The sequence below is a fragment of the Catenuloplanes niger genome (assembly GCF_031458255.1).
Taxonomy (GTDB): domain Bacteria; phylum Actinomycetota; class Actinomycetes; order Mycobacteriales; family Micromonosporaceae; genus Catenuloplanes; species Catenuloplanes niger.
Map to the genome: position 1 here is coordinate 311,843 of NZ_JAVDYC010000001.1, position 19,086 is coordinate 330,928.

Below are 19,086 nucleotides of genomic sequence, written 5' to 3' on the forward strand. Positions count from 1 at the left end.
GGCTCAGCCCCGGGCGGTCAGGTACAGCAGGAACGGCAGGACGGCGAGGGTGAGGCGGATGATGCGGCTGATGCGGCGGCGGGACTCGTAGGCGTGCCACCACGCGATCGACGCCTCGGCGAGGGCGGCGGACCCCGGGCGTACCGTCGAGTCCAGAACCGCCGCCCGGCGCAGCGCGACGCTGACCCGCCGGTCACGGGCGGGCGGCACGACCCCGATCGGCTCGACGGCCCGCGCGGTTTCGGTGATCCCGGCGGGCTCGGCGGTTCCGGCGGGCTCGGCGGACCAGGTCGTCCGGGTGGCCGGCTCGGAGGTGTCCCAGACGACCAGGTCCACCGGGTAGATCTGCCGCTCCCGCCAGCCGCGGGCCGCGCGGTGCACGGCACGGTCGAGGTAGCGGTCGGTGAGGGTCGCGCGTCCGCGCAGGACCGCCGCGGCGCGCAGCACCGCCCAGCGGCCGGCCAGGCCGGACAGCACCTCGGTGAGCACCTCCGCCCGCGGGGCTCCCGGCGCCGGGACCTCCCGCGCGACGTGGGCGCGCAACGCCGGCAGTCGCCGGTCGACGAACGCCACGTAGTCGGCCGGCGGCGCGGACGACATCCACATCCCTCCATGGTTGCCCCGCCGGGCCGCCGGGTAAAGCGGCGCACTCCGGCCGCGTACCCCGTGGGAGAATGATCGAATGCGTGCGGACGTCGACTCCTGGCCGACCGGCCGGCTGCTGTCCGTGGCCGCCCGCATGGTCGAGGCGCGTTTCGACGACTTCCTGACCGGGCTCGACCTCACCCACGCCGGCCTGATCACGCTGCACCACCTGGCCGGCGGGCCGCTCACCCAGCGCGACCTGGCCCGACGGTCCCGGGTCACGGACCAGACCATCAGCCGCACCGTCGACCGTCTGGCCCGGACCGGTCACATCGCGCGCACCACGGACGCGTCGGACCGCCGCCGGACCCTGGTCGCGATCACCCCGCTCGGCGCGGACGCGCTCGCCGCCGCCCGCGACGAGGAACGCCGCTCCGACCGCTTCTTCGGCGCCGTCGACGACTACGACCACTTCCGCGGCCAGCTCATCCGCCTGATCGAGGCCGCCGGCGAGTGACGCCCGCCGGCAACCGGGCCGGGTGGTCGGGCCGGGCCGGGTGGTCAGGCCGCGAGCGGGCGGGCGAGGCTGCGCTCGGTCACCCAGAAGTGGGCGGCCTGGAGGACGGTCTTGATCGGCTGGATGTCGGTGCCGGCCGTGCGGATGGCGCGGGCCGGGACCAGCGGGCCGGCCTCGGTGTCGGTCATCTCGCGCAGCCAGTGCCGCAGGTGGGACAGCAGGTTCTCCGCCGCGAAGATGCGGATCAGCTCGGTGCCGGCGGCGAGCCGGACGACCGTGCGGGCGGGGTCGGGCGCGGGGGCACCGGCCCGCCAGGCGTCCAGCTCGGCGACCGTGTCGGCACCGGCGAGGTAGGCGGTCAGCTCCTCCCCCAGCGCGGCCGCACACCGGCCGGCGAGGACGGGCAGCTCGATCGTGGCGTGAAGGACCATGCCACCGAGGGTACCCATCGATACCCGCTCACGAAACGGCCGAAGGTCCCGGATCGCCGCGGTACCAGAGAGTGGCCTGGTCGGCGAGGACCGCGAGCGCGGGTGCGCCGCCGTCCAGCGCGGCCATGAAGTCCGCCCACGAGTCCAGCACGTAGCCGCCGGTCTCCGGGGGCGCGGTCCCGGTCAGGTAGTTCGGCAGCAGCACCGCGTTCTGCAGCAGCCAGGACACGTACCGGCCGTCGGCGTCCCAGCCGGGGACCGCGCACGTCTCGGCCAGGTGCTCGCGCAGCGACTCGGCGTCGTCCCAGCGGAGCATCTCCGACTTGTGGGTGAGGCTGGAGATGTGCGGGTTGTACAGCTGCGCGATCCCGAACCGGTACATCTCCCGCCACTGCTGCCAGAACAGCGCGTCGTCCCGGGTGCCCAGCGTCATGATCGAGTGAGCGGGGCGATCCAGGAGCAGATGATGCAGGTACGCCCACATCGTCATCGGCGTGAGCAGCCGGTTCGTGTTGCGGCGCAGCAACGCCTGGACGATCTCCCAGGCGCGCGGCTCCAGCTCGTGCGCGGCCACGTTCGGCACCGCCTTGATCGCGGACAGCACGCTGTACAGCGACGGGTTGTGCTCGCCGTAGAAGTCGCGCGCCACGGTCCACGGGTCGACCGGCCGGAGCAGCTGCTCCACGCCGGGTGACTCGCGCTGCTGCAGGATGAACTCGGACAGCGACACGAACTCCACGTCCAGGTCCGGGGCGGTCGCGCCGATCCAGCGGCGCAGGTCGGCCTCGAACCCGGCGCCGGTCACCCGCGGGTCGCGGATGCCGAAGTCGTCCAGGCAGACCAGCAGGCTCGCGCCCCGGGTGGCGAGCGCGCCCGCGACCAGCGCCTGTGCCATGTGGATCACGGAGGTACGGGCGCGAAGCCGTACCGGCCAGAAGATCAGTGACGGGGTGCCGGTGTCCGCCGGGGCGAACTGCCAGCCGAACCGGCGTTCCAGCTGCCGGATCAGGCCGAGGAAGTCGTCCGGCGGCGTCGCGGCCGGATGCGAGACGAACTCCCGCTCCCAGATCGGGTGCCGGTGCCGGTGCCGCGGACCGGACGTGCGCGGCACCACGGTCACGCCGACGCGCGCGGCCAGCCCGGACAGCAGCCGTTCCGCGTCCACGCCGGCGAAGCACTCGACCTGGGTGATGCCCTCGCCGCGCAGCTGCTCGGCACGGCGCACCGCGCCCTCCGGGTCGTCCGGGTGCAGCGCCCACAGCACCGTGACCGGCCGGTGCCGGGCCACCTCGGCCAGCGCGGACGTGATCGTGCCGGCCCAGTCGCTGCTGCCGATCACGCACACGGTGTCGCCGGTGATCAGGTCCGCGACCGGGCCGATCGTGGGCTTGCGGGCGAACCGGGCCGGGTCGTGCACCAGCGGCGTGCGGTCGCCGGTCACCACCGGGCGCCAGAAGCCGTGCAGGTGGAACACGCGCACCGCGCCGTCGTAGGCGTTGTTGCGGTCCCAGCGGCCGTCCACGTCCAGCGGCGTGGTGATCGCCCGGCCGCTGGCGGTGCGGATCGCGACCTCCAGCTGCGGGTCGAAGTTCGTGGTCAGCACCCGGTTGTCGAACGCGCCGGGCAGCCCGGCCAGCACCGCGCCGAGCGCCTCGACCGCGGGCGACAGCGTCCACGAACCCAGGTCGTTCTCCAGGTCCTCGCCGAGCTCCGCGGTGACGCGCTGCCACAGCCCGTGCGTGGCCAGCGGGCCGGCCAGCCGGTCCGGCGGCCGGTACTTCTCCAGCACGGCCTGCTGCGCGATCACGTCGAAGCCGTCACCGCCGACCCAGTTCGCGAAGATCCGCCGGTACTCCGTGTACAGCTCCGTCGGGGCGCCGTCGCCGCGCCGGGCCCGGGCCAGCGCCAGCATGCGGGTCAGGTCGCCACCGTCGCTGCGGCCCACCGCGTACTGCTCGGCCAGCCGCAGCACGTCCGCGACACCGGGGGTGGCGTCCGCGCCGATACCGGAGCCGAGGATCAGCGTGATCTGCTCCTCCCGGCGGAACGATTCGTACAGCCGGTCCGCGAGGATCTGCTCGGACATCACAGCTCTCCGCTCACGCCGGTGGTCTTTCCTGGGTACGGACGAGGGCCCCGCTGTCGAGGTAGGACTCCAGCTCACCGGGCGCCCAGCCGAGGTAGCCGCTGAACACGCGGATCCAGGCGAACGTGTGCCGCAGGTCGTCCGGCGGCGCGGCCAGCGACAGCACGCCGAGCCGGTCCCGGATCGGCGTGAACCGCGGCGGCGGCGTCGCCTGCGGGCGCACCTGGGCCAGCGCGATGTAGCCGTCCCGGGCGACCGGGCCGCCGTACCGCACGGACTGGTCGGCCATCAGGTCCCGCCACGCCGGCCCGAACTCGTCCGGCAGCGGCGCACGCCGCCCGTAGAGGTCGACGCCGATCGCACCGGACTCGTCATGCGCCAGCACCAGGATCCGGCCGCCGGCCAGGTCGCGGTCCGCGACGCCGGGACCGCCGCGCAGCACCCGGCCGGCCAGGTTCTCCTTGCTCAGCGCCGCGTTGCGGACCAGGCCGAGGCTGCCACCGGCATTGCGTTCCCGCAGCTCCGGGCGTTCGAAGCCGCGCGCGGTGAGCGCGGTGCGGACCTTGCGCCAGATCGCGGCCATGGTCAGCACCGGCTCGCCGCCCGGGATGCCGTCGCGCAGCACGTGCAGCAGCTCACCGGTGAACGCGGTGTACGGCTCGCCCTCCGGTGCGGCGGCCCGCCGGTTCGACGGCGCGGACACGAACAGGCAGGTCCGGTCCAGCTCGGCGACGTCCGCGACCTCGTCGGTGCCGGCCGGGGCCTCGGCCGACATCAGGTTCCCGGCACGGCCGGCGTAGCAGCAGTCCAGGATGACCGCGCGCCGGCCGGCCGGGCTGCCGGCCAGGGCCCGGCCGATCCAGTCGTACGGCAGGCCGGCCTCGTCCGGCACCTCCGGCTCGCACTCGGCCAGCGCCAGGACCAGCTGGCCGTTGAGCGGGTCGATCAGCCCGTGCCCGGCGTAGTAGACCAGCAGCAGCCCGCCCTCCGCGACCGAGGCCGCGGCGGTCCGGATCACCCGGCCGACCTCGCGCGGACTCGCCTCGTCCAGCACCACGTGGCAGTTCTCCGCGGGGACACCCCACAGTGCCTCGTCCCGCAGCACCTCGGCCAGCGCGGCCACGTTCCCGGCGACGGCCGGCAGCGGTGGCAGCCGCGCGTACGTAGTGGCCCCGATCAACACCACCTGCGAGGCCCCCGGATCGGCCAGGTCCGACCGGGTCATGCCGGACGTCCGGCTCGCCTGCGGTCACGCCGCGGCCGGCGCCGAGTTGATGACCCGCTCATGAACTGCCGAGCTCGCGCATCGCCGTGGCGATCGCGTCCGGGTCGGACGTCTCCAGGGTGACCGTGCGGCCGTCCTCGGTCTCGCGCGTGATCGTGACGACCGGGGCCGGGCGCCGGGTGTCCCGCCACTGGGCGACGGCCAGGCCGAGCTGGACCAGCGTCAGTCCACTGCCGACGATCAGGCTGAGCATCTCGACGCCCACGCCCATCTCGTTGCCGCCGACCGTCTCCGCGTACCGCAGGTCGCCGTGCGCGCGCACGTCACGCTCCTGCTGCAGCCACGATCGAAGATTCCGTACCTCGTCGGGGTCGTCGCCCTGCACCCGGAGCCGTACCCGCACCGCGTCGCTCTCCATCCGGCCACTGTATGGAAATCCGACAATAGCCGCCGCCCCGGGGTACCCACCACATCGGCAGAAGTCAGTGCGTCCGCCGGCCGTGGCGGAGACGTCGTAGGGTGGTGGACGCGCACATGGTGACAGATGGAACAGAGGCCGTCCGGTGTCCGGGCGCGGCGGGGTGACCGGCCCGGCCGTCGCACTCGGCGCGCAGGTCCGCGCGGGCATCCGTACCGCCGCGGAGGTCGTCGAGGAGGCGCTGGACGCCGCGGCGCGGCTGGATCCGGTGCTGCACTTCCTCGCGTCGCTCGACGCGGCCGGTGCCCGCGCCGCCGCGGCCCGGCTGGTCCCCACCGGACCGCTGGCCGGCGTGCCCTTCCTGATCAAATCGGGTACGCCACGGGACGCGCCGATCGTGGCGCGGCTGGTCGCGGCCGGTGCGATCCCGATCGGCGAGTCCACCCGCTCCCGCCCGGGCTCCGCGGCGCAGACGCACGGCTGGAACGGCACCGACCACACCCGCAACCCCTGGGACGTGACCCGCTCCTCCGGCGGCTCGTCCGCCGGTGCCGCCGCGGCCGTCGCCGCGGGCGTGGTCCCGATCGCCACCGGCGGCGACAGCGGCGGATCGCTGCGGATCCCGGCCGCGTTCTGCGGCGTGACCGGCCTCAAGGGCACCGCGGGCCGCATCCCCCGCTCCCGGCCCGGCCTGAGCGGCCTGCTCACGCCCGGCATCATCGGCGCGGACCTCGCCGACGTGGTCACCGCGACCGTGATCGCCTCCGGCCCGCACCGCCTCGACCCGACCGCGCTTCCCCGGTGGACCGCGCCACCCGCGGACGGCGGTGCGCCCGGCCGGCGGGTCGCCTACCTGCCCGGCCTCGGTGGTGTGCACGCGACGCCGGAGGTCGACGCGGTGGTGCGGTCGCGTCTGGTGGTGCCGGGGATCGACGTGGCCGACGTGTCGCCGGATCTGCTGCCGGTCGCGCGGGCGTGGGAGGCGTTGTACGCGGCCGACCACGGCCGGGGCGCGGCGACCGGCCCGGCCCTGCGGGCCGCCATCGAGGTGCGCAACCACAACGCGACCGCGCTCGCCGACCTCTTCGAGACCGTGGACGCGCTGGTCACGCCGGCCACGCTCACGGTCGCGCACGGCTTCGCGGGCCCGCCCGCGGGTGACTTCGTGGGCGATCCGTGCTGGCATCTCAACGTGACCGGCAACCCGGCGGTCAGCGTCCCGGCCGGCCTGGCCGCGGGCCTGCCGGTGGGCCTGCAGGTGGTGGCCGCGCACGGCCGCGACGACATCGCGGTGACGGTCGCCGGCCTCCTGACCGCACGCCTGCCCCGGCCACCCGTGCACGCCTGAACCAGCTCTGATGCCCGCACCGGCCGGCACACGCCGGTCCCACCGGTCCCCACCGGTGAGACCGGTGCACGCCGGTCCGGTGGGCGTGGGCCGGTCAGCCGGCGGTGAAATTGTCGCTGACGTCGCGGCGCAGGTGCGTGATGGTCTCCTCGAGCAGCGTGCGCAGCCGTTTCTCGCTCACCGGCGCGGTCACCTCGGCACGCAGCTCGCTGCCACCGGCCGGCGCGTCACCGACCCGCGCGGAGGCCTGTGGCCCGGTGTCGCCCGCGGCGCGGCAGCGCAGCTCCATCCGCTCGGGGTCGATCTCCACGTCGTACTCGGTCTCGGCGTGCCCGGTGCGCACCCGCACCCGGCCGCCGGGCACGGACTCGGCCGTCACGCCCACCGGCAGCCACCGCGTCAACCGATCCGGGTCGGTGAGCACCCCGAACACCACCTCCGCCGGGGCGTTGAATCCGTATGTCTCGCGTACCAGCGTCGTCATCGTCGCCCTCCCGGCGTGCCCGTTCGTCACCCCACGAGCTTCCCCACCGATCCGGCTTCACACCCGATCTTCACCGCCCGGCCCGTGCCGACGGCGGGCGCGAGCCGGGCGGCCCAGCGCCCGGGTCCGGGGCCGGGTCCGTGCCGCGTCGCCTGAGCCGGGCGGTCGCCGTGCCATGCGGTCGGTCGGGACCGGCCCTCTCGCGGACGTCGTCCGTGCCGGTCAGCGGACGCCGCTCATCAGGCGCCGGAGCATCGGGGCGAGCGCGGCCAGCGCCAGGCCGAGCACGATCGCGACCGCGCCCAGGATGCCGAAGTACGCGGTCTCGCGGTCCGGGTCGTAGTAGCCGGCGAGCGTGCCGGACAGCGCGGTGCCGAGCGCCACGGACAGGAAGAACAACGCGACCATCTGGGTGTGGAACGCGTGCGGCGCGAGCTTCGTGGCCACGGACAGGCCGACCGGGGACAGCAGCAGCTCCGCGATCGTGAAGACGAACAGGATGCCGGTCAACGCGAGCAGCGGCGCGCTCGCCGGCCCGCCACCGGCCAGCGGCAGGAACAGCAGGAACGCCACACCCATGATCGCGGTGCCGGCCGCGAACTTGACCGGCGTGCCCGGCTGGCGGTCGCCGAGCCGGCTCCACAGCGCGGCGAACACGCCGGAGAGCAGGATGATGAACACCGGGTTGATCGACTGGACCCAGGAGACCGGCATCTCCCAGCCGAACAGGTTCCGGTCCAGGCGCTGGTCCGCGTAGATCGTGACGACCGTGAACTGCTGCTGGTAGAGCGACCAGAACGCGGCGCTCGCGACGAACAGCGGGATGAACGCGAGCACCCGGCGCCGCTCGACCGGCGTGACCGTGCGCGCGGTCAGGATCACCACGAAGTACGCGACCGCGGCGAGCACGCTGGCCGCGACCACCACGTCGGAGAGCCGGTCGGTGAACAGCACGATCACTGCCGCGACCAGCGCGGCCACCACGACGCCGGCGACCACCACGAGCGGGCGGGCGCGGGCCGGCAGCGGGTTCGGCACCTCGCGGGAGGCGGCCGGGAGCCGGCGGCGGCCGAACCAGTACTGGACCAGGCCGGCCGCCATGCCGACCGCGGCCAGGCCGAAGCCCCAGTGGAACCCGGCGCGCTGCTGCAGCAGGCCGGTGGCCAGCGGGCCGATCAGCGCGCCCACGTTGATGCCGAGGTAGAACAGCGAGAACCCGGCGTCGCGGCGTTCGTCGCCCTCCGCGTAGAGCGTGCCGACCAGTGACGTGGCCGTGGCCTTGACGCCGCCGCTGCCGATCGCGACCAGGATCAGGCCGGTCGCGACGCCGGCCAGGCCGGGCAGCACCGCGAGCGCGACGTGGCCGGCCATCACCACGACCGCGCTGGCGAACAGCGTGCGTTCCGCGCCGAGCACCCGGTCGGCCAGCCACGCGCCGAGGATCGTGGAGAGATAGACCGAGCCGCCGTACGCGCCGACGATGCCGGTCGCGGTGTCCTGGTCGATGCCGAGTCCACCCTCGGCCGCGGAGTAGTACAGGTAGATCAGCAGGATGCCCTGCATACCGTAGAACGAGAACCGTTCCCACAGCTCCACCCCGAACAGGTTCGCCAGCGCACCCGGCTGCCCGAAGAAGCCGCGCCGCTGCTCCGTCTGCTGCGTCATACCGCCCGCATACCCCGCACGGGTGACGGTCACCCTCGATGGGCGAAAACCGCGTTCCTGCGGTATCCGGTCGCCACACCGCGGTCGCCACGCCGCCGCCGACCGTGGTGCCGGTGGGGTCGGCCGCCCGGGGCCACGTCACGCCACCGTGCGGGCCGAGCGGCCCGCACGGTGGCCGGCCGGGCGTCGTGCGCGTCGGTCCGGTGACCATGGATGACGTGGCCGACGTGGCCGACGCCCGGATCGCCCGATCGCCGGAGAGGCGGGCGGCGTCAGGCGCGCGGGTCGAGGGCGGCGCGGACCATCGCGAGGTGCGCCGCGACCTTCGGGGCGGCGGTGGCGGCGGCCTCGCGGACCTCCGGGGCGCAGCCGCCGTCCAGTTCGCGCGCGATGAAGTCGAGCGACTGCAGGTGCGCCTTCTCCTGCGCGGCGAGCCAGGCCGCGTCGAACGCGGCGCCGTCCTGGGCCACGACCGCGGCCAGCTCGTCGCGCTGCTTCTGGTTCGGCTTCGGCGGCAGCGCCACCCCGTGGTCCCGGGCCAGGTGCCGGACCGCGCGGTCGAGGCGCGCGTGGTCCGGGATCAGCATGGCCGCGATGTGCCGGACCTCCTCGGAGTCCGACTCGGCCAGCGCGGCCCGGCCGGCGGCCTGCTCGGCCAGGTTGCCGCGGTGCGCGCGGACCAGGTACTTCGCGTCCTCGGCGCAGACCTTCCCGGGCGTGCCCGCGGGCTCGGCGGACGCGGCGGCCGCGGGTGCGCCGGCGGTCAGCACGGCACCGGCCAGCAGCGCGGCGGTCGTCGTGGCGGTGATTCGCATGATGTGTTCCCCCGTTGTACGGGCGGCGTGCCGACCACGCCGCCGCGCCGCGAGTACCCGCGTTCGCGCAGGTCAACCCGGCCAACCGGCGGCGAGCCGGCCCGACGCCGAGCACGGCCGGGGGTGGTGGTGACCACCACGCGGCAGACAGGGAGGCCGCCCGCGGCCGACCGGTGCCCGCGGGAGCGTGCGGACGGCGACCACGCCGGAAGCGGGAAATCCGCTTTATTGGACGTGAGTCGATGTGTCGTGAGCCGGGTCCGGGATCATTCCGTTGGTCACGGGTGTGAATACTTTTCGGAGGAAGGCACTGCTCGCCGCGCTGGCCGTGGCGCTCGTGCTGGGACCGGCCGGACTCGTGATGATCACCCGGGACGGTGCGGTCGCGGCGGTCGCGGACCTGGACGATCCCGCGCTGAAGGACGTCGCGATGCGGCTGGTGTCCAGCGCGGAGAACTCGTCGCTGGAGTGGACGGAACAGTACGGCTACATCGAGGACATCGGGGACGGGCGCGGGTACACGGCCGGGATCATCGGGTTCTGCTCGGGGACCGGCGACATGCTGGACGTGGTCGAGCGGTACACCGAGGCCGCGCCGGACAACGCGCTCGCGGCGTACCTGCCGGCGCTGCGCGCGGTGAACGGCACCGACTCGCACGACGGGCTCGACCCGGGATTCACCGCGGCGTGGCGGGCGGCGGCCGCGGATCCGGTGTTCCGGGCGGCGCAGGACGCGGCACGGGACGAGACGTACTTCGGGCCCGCGGTCGCGCAGGCGAAGGAGGACGGGCTGCGGGCACTGGGGCAGTTCGCGTACTACGACGCGATCGTGATGCACGGGCCGGGCGCCGGGCTCGGGGACATCCGGGCGTCGGCGCTGGAGGTGGCGGAACCGCCGTCGCGGGGCGGGGACGAGACCGCGTACCTGGAGGCGTTCCTGGACGCGCGGGCCGCGGCGATGCGGACCGAGGCGGCGCATCACGACACCAGCCGGGTCGACACGGCGCAACGGGTGTTCCTGCGGGACGGCAACCTGGATCTGGAGCCGCCGCTGCGGTGGGAGGTGTACGGGACGCCGTTCGAGATCACCGCGTTCGGCCCGGCGGCCTCCGACGGCGCGTTCGTCCACCCGGGCGTGCTGGTGGACGCGGACCGGCTGGACGCCGTGCGCGCGCGGGTGGGCACGCCGGCCTTCGAGGAGATGATGTCCAGCCGGTACGCGTCGCTGGACCGGACGCCGAAGCCGCGCGCGACCGTGGAGTGCGGGTCGCACTCGCGGCCGAACCACGGGTGCACGGACGAGCGGGAGGACGCGATCGCGGCGTACACGCTCGCGCTGGCCTGGTACGCCACCCGCGACGACCGGTACGCGGCCAAGGCCATCGAGATCATGGACGCGTGGTCGGCGGTGCTGTCCGGCCACGGCAACAGCAACGCGCCGCTGCAGGCCGGCTGGGCCGGATCGGTCTGGCCGCGCGCCGCGGAGATCATCCGGTACGGTGGCGCGGAGTGGCCGGCGGCGGACCGGTTCGCGACCATGCTGCGTGACGTCTACCTGCCGACCGTGATCAAAGGCTCGTGCAGCAACGGCAACTGGGAACTGAGCATGATCGAGGCCGCGGCCGGCATCTCGGTGTTCCTGGAGGACAGGTTCAACTTCGAGCGGGCGATGGCGATGTTCGCGGAACGCGTACCGGCGTACCTGTACCTCACGTCGGACGGGCCCACGCCGGCCGCGGTCGCGCGCTGCGGGGACCGCGACTGGCACGGGCAGCGGACGTACGTCGACGGCCTGTCCCAGGAGACGTGCCGCGACCTCACGCACACCGGTTACGGGATCTCCGCGATCACCCACGTCCTCGAGACCGCACGCATCCAGGGCCAGAACCTGTGGCCACGGTACGGGGGGCGGGTGCGGGCGGCGCTGGAGTTCCACGCGTCGTACCAACTCGGCGCGGACGTCCCGGACAGCCTCTGCGGCGGGGAACTGACGCTCGGGCTCGGGCCGGTCGCGGAGGTGGGGTACGCGGCGCTGCGAACCGCCCCCGGTGCCGAGATGCCGCACACCGCCTCTCTCGTCACGCGCGGCCGGCCGGCCGGCAGCAACAACCTGTTCGTGGCGTGGGAGACGCTCACCCACGGCGAGTAGCGCACCGCCCGCCCCCTCCCGACGCCGGCGACCGGGAAGGGGCGGGCGGCCGTTTTCGGCAGTTCGGCGATCGGCGAGGGCGCGCGGCCGTTTTCGGCCGTTGGCGATCGAAAGGGGCGCGCGGGCGTTTTCGGCAGTTCGGGTGTGTTGGGGGTCTCCGTGGCTTCTGCTCGGATCCGCGGTGTCCGGGGCGATAGGCCGTCAGCATCCCCCTGCACGTCGGCCTTACATGCCCTGGAGGCATTGACATGGATTCGTCCCGGCGCAACCGGTTCGACGATATGAGCCTGAACAAGAAGATCCTGACCGCGGCCGTCGCCGGCGTCGTGGCCGCCGGCGTGGTCGGCGGCGTCGGCCTGCTGAAGCTGCACGAGGCCGCGCAGTCCGCCGAGCTGATCTACCAGAGCAGCGTCGCCAACATCAAGTCGGTCAGCGAGATCAAGTCGGAGATCTACAAGGCCCGGCTGGCCGCCGCGAACGAGGCGATCTCGCAGACCCCCGCCGACCGCGAGAAGTACGCCGCCGAGTTCCAGGAGCACGTGGACGCGTACGCCGCCGCGATGGCCGGCTACCGCGACGGCGACCCGGCCGGCAGCCCCGACACGATCGACGACCTCGACGCCGCCTGGACCCAGTACCTGACCGTGGCCGAGAAGGATCTGCTGCCCGCCGCCACCCGCGGCGACGTGGCCACCTGGGCCGCCGTCCGCGACGCCAACGTCAGCCCGCTGATGAAGGAGGTCGACTCGAACCTGGCCGAACTGGACGCCGCCGAGACCGCCGACGCCGCCGCCAAGGCCGAGGCCGCCACCGCCGGCTACGAATCCGGCCGCCTGACCTCGATCATCGTGATGATCGTCGGCGCCGTGATCGCGCTCGGCCTCGGCGTGCTCGTCTCCCGCCGGATCGTGCGCGCGCTGGTCAGCGTGAAATCCGTCGCCGAGGGCCTCGCCATCGGCGACCTGACCCGCTCCACCGGCGTCACCTCCCGCGACGAGACCGGCGCGATGGCCGCCGCCCTGGACACCGCCGTCGGCAACCTGCGCCGCACGGTCGAGACCATCGACGGTTCCGCGACGTCGCTGGCCGGCGCAGCCGAACAGATGACCAGCACGGCCGCGCAGATCGAGGACTCCGCCACCGAGGCGTCGGTGCAGGCCAAGGCCGTGTCGGCCGCGGCCGAGGAGGTGTCCCGCAGCGTCGAGACGGTGTCGGCCGGCGGCGAGGAGATGGGCGCGTCCATCCGGGAGATCTCGCAGAACGCGGCCGAAGCCGCGCGGGTGGCGGCGGAGGCGGTCAGCATCACCGCGGTCACGTCGGAGACGATGAACAAGCTGGGCGAGTCGTCGGCGGAGATCGGCAACGTCATCAAGGTGATCACGTCGATCGCGGCGCAGACGAACCTGCTCGCGCTGAACGCGACCATCGAGGCGGCGCGGGCCGGGGACGCCGGCAAGGGATTCGCGGTGGTGGCGTCCGAGGTCAAGGACCTGGCGCAGGAAACGGCGCGGGCGACCGAGGACATCGGCAAGCGGGTCGAGGCGATCCAGGCGGACACGACCGGGGCGGTGGAGGCGATCGCGCAGATCTCCGCGGTGATCGCCCGGATCAGCGACTTCCAGACGACGATCGCGTCGGCGGTGGAGGAGCAGACGGCGACGACGGCGGAGATGAACCGCAGCGTCAGCGAGGCGTCCGGCGGCACGAACGAGATCGCCGCGAACATCACCATGGTCGCCCAGGCAGCGGAGACCACGAGCCGCGGCGTGGCCGAAACCCGCCAGGCGACCGGCGAACTGGCCCGCATGTCCAGCGAGCTGAACGCTCTGGTGGCGGGATTCCACTACTGACGTAAGTAACACGGCGCTGTGGCACCGTCTTCTGACGGTGCCACAGCGCCGTATACGGCTGCCCGCTGCGGCTCGTAACCGAAGCGGGCAGGTCCTGATAGCGACTGGGACCAACGAGGCTTTTTCATCCTGCGTAGCGGTTTGCCTCGACGTGGTGCAGGGCGAGGATGGCCTGCACTATCGCGGTCGCGCGGGGGTGGGCAGCAGCGCAGTTTGGCCAGGATCTTCCAGGTTTGAGGGTGGCGATTGCGCGTTCGCCGCCGGCGCGGATCTTCGCGTGGGCGCGGTTGACAACCTTCTGCCGGCGTGACAGCTTCGGCCGGCGGTGGTGGCGTTTGAACGGCGTCCGGATGGCGCCACCGGCGCCCTGGTCGGCGAAGGTCATCACGTTCGCGCTGTTCAGCGCCTTGATGATGCCGTGGTGCGGGCGGCGGTCAGGTCAAGAACGGCGCCGGGCAGCACAGCCGACGCCCACACCAGACGCTCGGCCGCGTCGGCGACGACCTGCACGTTCATCCCATGACGTTAGTGTTTTCCGCCAGTAGTAGGGCTTCTGGTCCGCGACCCGGTCGATCAGGACCAGGGTGCCGTCCAGGATGACGTAGGTCAGCAACCGGATGCGCCGCATCGCGGCCTCTAGGCCGTCGGCGGCCGTGCTGAGCAGGAGAATTGCTTCCTGGACGTAGCGCCAAACGGTCGCGATCACGATCTCGAACCCGGCGGCGAGGCGGGAGTAGGTGTCACCGTTGCGAAGGTGAGCCAGCGCGAGCAGGGCCTGGCGGCCCGGGGTCAATCGTCTCCACCGGGACTTGCGCTGCTGGCGGTGATCGCGGATGGGGTCGGCGAGGTGGTTCAGGGTCCGGCTGGACAACGAGATCGGGGACTGTACAAATAACGGCTGATCGACCGATCAAGGGAGAGACGCCAGATGACGACCGAGATCACCTCGGGGCAGGAGCCGGCCGCCAGGCCGGCGGATGCGGTCACGGATGAGCAGTTGATCGCGATGCTGGTCGATCGGGCTCGTGGTGACGGGCTGAAGCTGACCGGTGAGGGTGGGCTGCTGCAGCAGCTGACCAAGCGGGTGCTGGAGTCAGCGCTGGACGGTGAGATCACCGACCACGTCGGCTACGACAAGCACGACCCGGCAGGTCGTGGCAGCGGGAACACCCGTAACGGCAGCCGAACCAAGACCGTGCTCACCGACGTCGGGCCGGTCGAGGTGCGAGTCCCACGCGATGCCGCGGGCACGTTCGAGCCGCAGATCGTGCGTAAGCGGCAGCGGCGGCTGACCGGCGTCGACGACATGGTGTTGTCGTTGTCGGCCAAGGGGTTGACCCACGGCGAGATCGCCGCGCACCTGGCCGAGGTCTACGGCGCTGAGGTGTCCAAGCAGACCATCTCCACCATCACCGACAAGGTCATGGACGGCATGGCGGAGTGGCAGAACCGGCCTCTGGACCGGGTCTACCCGGTCGTGTTCATCGATGCCATCAACGTCAAGATCCGCGATGGGCAGGTCGCGAACCGGCCGATCTACCTCGCCATGGCGGTCACCGTCGACGGGCACCGCGACATCCTTGGCATCTGGGCCGGTGACGGCGGTGAGGGCGCCAAGCACTGGCTGCACGTGCTGACCGAGCTGAAGAACCGCGGCGTCGCCGACGTGCTGATGCTCGTCTGCGACGGGCTCAAGGGCCTGCCGGAGGCGGTCGAGACCGTCTGGCCTCGCACGATCGTGCAGACGTGTGTGGTGCACCTGCTGCGCAACTCGTTCCGCTACGCCGCGCGCCAGGACTGGGACAAGATCGCCAAGGCGCTGCGGCCGGTCTACACCGCACCGACCGAGGACGCCGCGGCCGAGCGGTTCCTCGAGTTCGCCGAGGCGTGGGGCCGTAAGTATCCGGCGATCGTGAAGCTGTGGGAAAACGCCTGGGCCGAGTTCGTGCCGTTCCTCGCCTTCGACGCCGAGATCCGCAAGGTCATCTGCTCCACGAACGCGATCGAGTCGGTCAACGCCCGTATCCGCAAGGCCGTGCGAGCTCGCGGCCACTTCCCGAATGAGCAGGCCGCGCTCAAGTGCGTCTACATGGCCTTGATGAGCCTCGACCCCACCGGCGCGGGCCGAAGGCGCTGGACCATGCGCTGGAAGGCACCCCTGAACGCCTTCCAGATCGCCTTCGAAGGCCGGCTCACCCCGGCCGACAACTGACCACCTCAACAACCAAGATCAGCCGTTAACTTGACACTCCCCCCGCTGAGCCGCACTCCGCGTGTCGGCAGAGTGCTTCTGCACAGACTCGCCCGCTCGATGCGCTTTCCGGTGAGAGCCACCCGCAGTAGCAACGCTCAACAGCTCATCAGCAGTGGCATTGTCGAGGTTGCAGTTGTGCACCAGCACCGGCTCGTTGCCGGCGAGGGACTGTAAGAACAACGGCTCTGGCGCAGAAACGGTGGTCGGTCGACCGTCGTCCTCTGTGGTCGCCGAGGTAAGCGATCATGATGCCCGCGCGATGTGTTCGAGACCGTCTTCCCGCAGTTGTCTTCGCTGGTTATTGAGCAGGTCATCGATCTGGGGGTGACCGTGGGTGTCGTTGCTCGAACACCGGCTGCGGTTTCGGCCTGCCCGGACTGCGGGCAGCTCAGCGACCGGGTGCACGCCTATCACCAGCGACGCCTGGCTGATCTACCGGTCGGTGGTCGTGCCGTTGTGGTGCACCTGCGTGTCCGGCGCCTGGTCTGTGCGGCGCGGTCCTGCTCGCGGCGGACCTTTCGGGAGCAGGTGCCTGCGGTGACCCAGCGGTGGGCGCGGCGGACTCGGCAGTTGACCGCTCTGGTCGCTGACCTGGCCGTTGTCACCGCGGGCCGGGCCGGCGCGGCGGTGCTGGCCCGGGTCGGCGCCCGGGTCTCGCGTAGCACGGTGCTGCGGGTGCTGATGGCCCAGCCGATCCCTGACCGTGCGGTGCCGGCCGTGCTGAGCGTGGATGACTTCGCGCTGCGCCGGGGCCGCCGCTATGCGACGTTGCTGATCGACGCGGTCACCCATCGCCGTGTCGATGTGCTGCCCGACCGCAAAGCGGACACGCTCGCCGGGTGGCTGCGCGACCATCCTGGCGTGCAGGTCGTGTGCCGTGACGGCTCGGCAGCCTATGCCGAGGCGATCCGCACCGGGGCTCCCCAGGCAGTGCAGGTCAGCGACCGCTGGCATCTGTGGGCGAACCTGGCCAAGGCCGTCGAGAAGACCGTGATCGCCCACTCCGGCTGCTGGCGTGACGGCCCGGTCCGCCCGGACCGGGCCGGTGACGAACGCACCCGCGACCGTCACCGGGCCGTGCACACGCTCCTCGATCAAGGCCACGGCCTGCTGGAATGCGCCCGCCGTCTCGGCTGGGCGCTGAACACCGTGAAGCGTTACGCCCGCGCGACCTCAGCGGAGGAACTGAAACGCCCACCGCGCTACCGGGAGACCTTGGTCGACCCGTTCCGGGAACATCTGCGGCGGCGCCGCGCCGAGGAACCCGGCGTGGCAGTGACCAAGCTACTGGCCGAGATCCGCGAGCTCGGCTACACCGGCAGCGCCAACCTGCTGGTCCGCTACCTGAACCAGGGCCGTGCGGACGCGCTTCGCACACCGCCTTCGCCACGCAGACTGGTCTCGTGGCTCATGAGCAGGCCCGCCGACCTACCCGCTGCGCACCAGCAACAGCTGGCCGACCTCCTCGCGTCCTGCGCACATCTGTGCGTCCTTGCCGAGCGCGTGCAGCAGTTCGCAGACCTGCTTACCGGCCGCCGCGGCGAAGACCTCGACGCCTGGATGACCTGCGCCGACGCCGACGACCTGCCCGCCCTGCACGGATTCGTCCATGGCCTGCGCAGAGACTTGCCCGCCGTCGTGGCAGGCCTGACCCTGCCCTACAGCAACGGCCCAATCGAGGGCGCCAACACCAAGGTCAAATACCTAAAACGGCAGATGTACGGCCGCGCCGGTTTCGACCTGCTCCGGCACCGCGTCCTGCTCGCATAGGCCGACCACCGTTTCTGCGCCAGAGCCGTTTTCTTGACAGACCCCATCGACGACGCGATCAAATACCACGCCGACCACGGCAACTACGCCAAGCAGCCCGCGCACCTGATCCGCGTCGACGCCCCTAGTACTCCAGCAGGAGATCCGTTCTATGGCTCGGTGAGTGCTTGCCGGGCGTAGTGGCTGATCTTGGCGGCGTCTTGGTGGCGGCGGCGGAAGATGGACCAGGCGATGACGTCGGCGGCGGGTCGTGCCGGCTCGAGTATCAGGGCGTGGAAGAGCCGGCGTAGTTCGTTGACGGTGATGTCGATCAGGCCGTCTGGGCTGCTGGTGCTGATTGCCGTGGCGGCGGCGAGGAAGGCGTGAGCGGCGATGACCAGGGTGGTCCAGCGGTGCCAGGCTTTCCAGCGGCGGTGCTGGTGCTGATCCAGGCCGAGGCCGGTTTTGGTGGCCTGGAACGATTCCTCGATGCTCCACCGCCGTCCGGCGACCGCGACGAGTTGGCGCAGGGCGACAAGTTCGGGTGACCAGCAGCGGTAAAAGGCAAGCTCGCCAGTGCCGCGGTTGCGGCGGATCAGCAGCCAGTGATGGCCTTGATGCTGATCGACGGCATGCGGCAGGGCGATGAATGCCCAGTCGTAGTAACGCAATCCTTTCGCGCCGACTCCGGCGGAGAGTCGTTGCCAGGCCCGTTTCGGCAGGCCGGCTGCGAGCCGGTCAGCCCGGAAGATGCCGAGGCCGGTCGGGACGTGGTGCGAGCACGCGACCGCGAGGACGTAGCCGAGCCGGTGGCCGCGAAGTGCCGCGGCCAGGCGTGGATCGCCGCCGTAGGCTTCGTCGCCGGCGACCCACCGACACGGCAGACCACCGGCCAGAGCGGTCTCGATCAGCCGGCGGGCCAGCTGCGGTTTGGTGGCAAAGCCGATGGTGTTGGGCACTCCTGCCTCGGCGCGTCGCTCGGGGTCTTCCGTCCAGGATTTCGGCAGGTAGAGAGCGACGTCGAGCAGGGTGTGGCCGAGTGGGGAGGCATAGGAAAGGTGCACGGCGAGCTGGCAGTTTTCGATCTTTCCGGCGGTGCCGGAGTACTGCCGTTGGACTCCGACGGTGCGGGTTCCCTTTTTCAGATCGCCGGCTTCGTCGACCAGCAACACCCCGTCCGGGTGTCCGAGTCGGGCGGCCACGAAGTCACGCACGTCAGCGCGGACTCCGGCGTCGTCCCAACTGGCTCGGCCGATCAGGTCCTGCATCCCGCCCGGCCCGTCGTCACCGGCGTGTTCGGCGATCGTCCAACAGTTCTTGACCGGTAACGGCGCCAGCAACCCGGCGATGAAGTCGCGCACCCGACGCCGTGGTTCTGGCCGGCCGAAGCGTGCCCCGATCGTGTCCATCAACGTCTCGAACAACTCAGACCATCGTCGGGCGTCTACTCTGTAGGCGGCAGCCACCGCCGAATCTTGGGTCCACACAACCTTCGAGACTCAGCGGTGGC

17 protein-coding genes are annotated in these 19,086 nt (G+C 72.1%); 6 read left to right on the forward strand and 11 right to left on the reverse strand.

Annotated features, from left to right (window positions below):
- Positions 1–3: 3 nt before the first annotated feature.
- On the reverse strand, positions 4–600 hold the full coding sequence (locus J2S44_RS01385; protein ID WP_310408138.1) for a hypothetical protein: 597 nt from the start codon (positions 598–600) through the stop codon (positions 4–6).
- Positions 601–682: 82 nt separating this feature from the next.
- Here J2S44_RS01385 and J2S44_RS01390 point away from each other — a divergent pair, with 82 nt between their 5' ends.
- A complete protein-coding gene (locus J2S44_RS01390) occupies positions 683–1,102 on the forward strand; it encodes a MarR family winged helix-turn-helix transcriptional regulator (protein WP_310408141.1) in 420 nt (139 codons plus the stop codon).
- A 44-nt stretch (positions 1,103–1,146) separates the two neighbouring features.
- Here J2S44_RS01390 and J2S44_RS01395 read toward each other — a convergent pair whose 3' ends face one another.
- The 4 genes from J2S44_RS01395 to J2S44_RS01410 are packed head-to-tail and all read right to left on the reverse strand — an operon-like array spanning position 1,147 to position 5,262.
- Positions 1,147–1,533, reverse strand: a complete 387-nt coding sequence (locus J2S44_RS01395) for a hypothetical protein (RefSeq protein ID WP_310408143.1) — start codon at positions 1,531–1,533, stop codon at positions 1,147–1,149.
- A 28-nt stretch (positions 1,534–1,561) separates the two neighbouring features.
- Positions 1,562–3,619 carry an SIR2 family protein gene (locus J2S44_RS01400; RefSeq protein WP_310408146.1) on the reverse strand — a complete coding sequence of 686 codons (2,058 nt, stop codon included), beginning with the start codon at positions 3,617–3,619 and terminating at the stop codon, positions 1,562–1,564.
- A 13-nt stretch (positions 3,620–3,632) separates the two neighbouring features.
- On the reverse strand, positions 3,633–4,844 hold the full coding sequence (locus J2S44_RS01405) for a YqgE/AlgH family protein (protein WP_310408149.1): 1,212 nt from the start codon (positions 4,842–4,844) through the stop codon (positions 3,633–3,635).
- Between the two features lie 58 nt (positions 4,845–4,902).
- Positions 4,903–5,262: an effector-associated constant component EACC1 gene (locus J2S44_RS01410; RefSeq protein ID WP_310408151.1), complete on the reverse strand. Its 360-nt coding sequence runs from the start codon at positions 5,260–5,262 to the stop codon at positions 4,903–4,905.
- A gap of 145 nt (positions 5,263–5,407) precedes the next feature.
- Here J2S44_RS01410 and J2S44_RS01415 point away from each other — a divergent pair, with 145 nt between their 5' ends.
- Positions 5,408–6,610 carry an amidase family protein gene (locus J2S44_RS01415; protein WP_310408153.1) on the forward strand — a complete coding sequence of 401 codons (1,203 nt, stop codon included), beginning with the start codon at positions 5,408–5,410 and terminating at the stop codon, positions 6,608–6,610.
- 94 nt (positions 6,611–6,704) lie between these two features.
- Here the strand turns inward: J2S44_RS01415 and J2S44_RS01420 are convergent, their stop codons facing one another.
- The 3 genes from J2S44_RS01420 to J2S44_RS01430 form a co-directional block, all read right to left on the reverse strand.
- Complete coding sequence (locus J2S44_RS01420; protein WP_310408156.1) at positions 6,705–7,094, reverse strand: SRPBCC family protein; 390 nt, start codon at positions 7,092–7,094, stop codon at positions 6,705–6,707.
- Positions 7,095–7,316: 222 nt separating this feature from the next.
- Complete coding sequence (locus J2S44_RS01425) at positions 7,317–8,759, reverse strand: peptide MFS transporter (protein ID WP_310408159.1); 1,443 nt, start codon at positions 8,757–8,759, stop codon at positions 7,317–7,319.
- A gap of 272 nt (positions 8,760–9,031) precedes the next feature.
- The gene (locus tag J2S44_RS01430) at positions 9,032–9,574 is read right to left on the reverse strand and encodes a DUF4142 domain-containing protein (RefSeq protein WP_310408162.1); all 543 of its coding nucleotides are present in this window, start codon (positions 9,572–9,574) and stop codon (positions 9,032–9,034) included.
- Positions 9,575–9,860: 286 nt separating this feature from the next.
- Here J2S44_RS01430 and J2S44_RS01435 point away from each other — a divergent pair, with 286 nt between their 5' ends.
- Entirely contained in the window at positions 9,861–11,723 is a 1,863-nt protein-coding gene (locus tag J2S44_RS01435; protein WP_310408165.1) for a chitosanase, read from the forward strand.
- Between the two features lie 248 nt (positions 11,724–11,971).
- Positions 11,972–13,573 (forward strand): methyl-accepting chemotaxis protein, encoded by a 1,602-nt coding sequence (locus J2S44_RS01440; RefSeq protein ID WP_310408168.1) that lies wholly within the window; start codon positions 11,972–11,974, stop codon positions 13,571–13,573.
- 124 nt (positions 13,574–13,697) lie between these two features.
- On the opposite strand, the gene J2S44_RS42815 is transcribed toward J2S44_RS01440, so the two are convergent.
- A complete protein-coding gene (locus J2S44_RS42815; RefSeq protein ID WP_374727956.1) occupies positions 13,698–13,988 on the reverse strand; it encodes a hypothetical protein in 291 nt (96 codons plus the stop codon).
- Positions 13,989–14,012: 24 nt separating this feature from the next.
- On the reverse strand, positions 14,013–14,444 hold the full coding sequence (locus J2S44_RS42820) for a transposase family protein (protein ID WP_374727794.1): 432 nt from the start codon (positions 14,442–14,444) through the stop codon (positions 14,013–14,015).
- Positions 14,445–14,501: 57 nt separating this feature from the next.
- Between J2S44_RS42820 and J2S44_RS01450 the strand changes: the two genes are divergently transcribed.
- Complete coding sequence (locus tag J2S44_RS01450) at positions 14,502–15,785, forward strand: IS256 family transposase (RefSeq protein ID WP_374727795.1); 1,284 nt, start codon at positions 14,502–14,504, stop codon at positions 15,783–15,785.
- A gap of 303 nt (positions 15,786–16,088) precedes the next feature.
- Positions 16,089–17,597: an ISL3 family transposase gene (locus tag J2S44_RS01455; protein WP_310408171.1), complete on the forward strand. Its 1,509-nt coding sequence runs from the start codon at positions 16,089–16,091 to the stop codon at positions 17,595–17,597.
- A gap of 149 nt (positions 17,598–17,746) precedes the next feature.
- Here the strand turns inward: J2S44_RS01455 and J2S44_RS01460 are convergent, their stop codons facing one another.
- Positions 17,747–18,985 (reverse strand): IS701 family transposase, encoded by a 1,239-nt coding sequence (locus tag J2S44_RS01460; RefSeq protein WP_310429440.1) that lies wholly within the window; start codon positions 18,983–18,985, stop codon positions 17,747–17,749.
- Between the last annotated feature and the right edge of the window lie 101 nt (positions 18,986–19,086).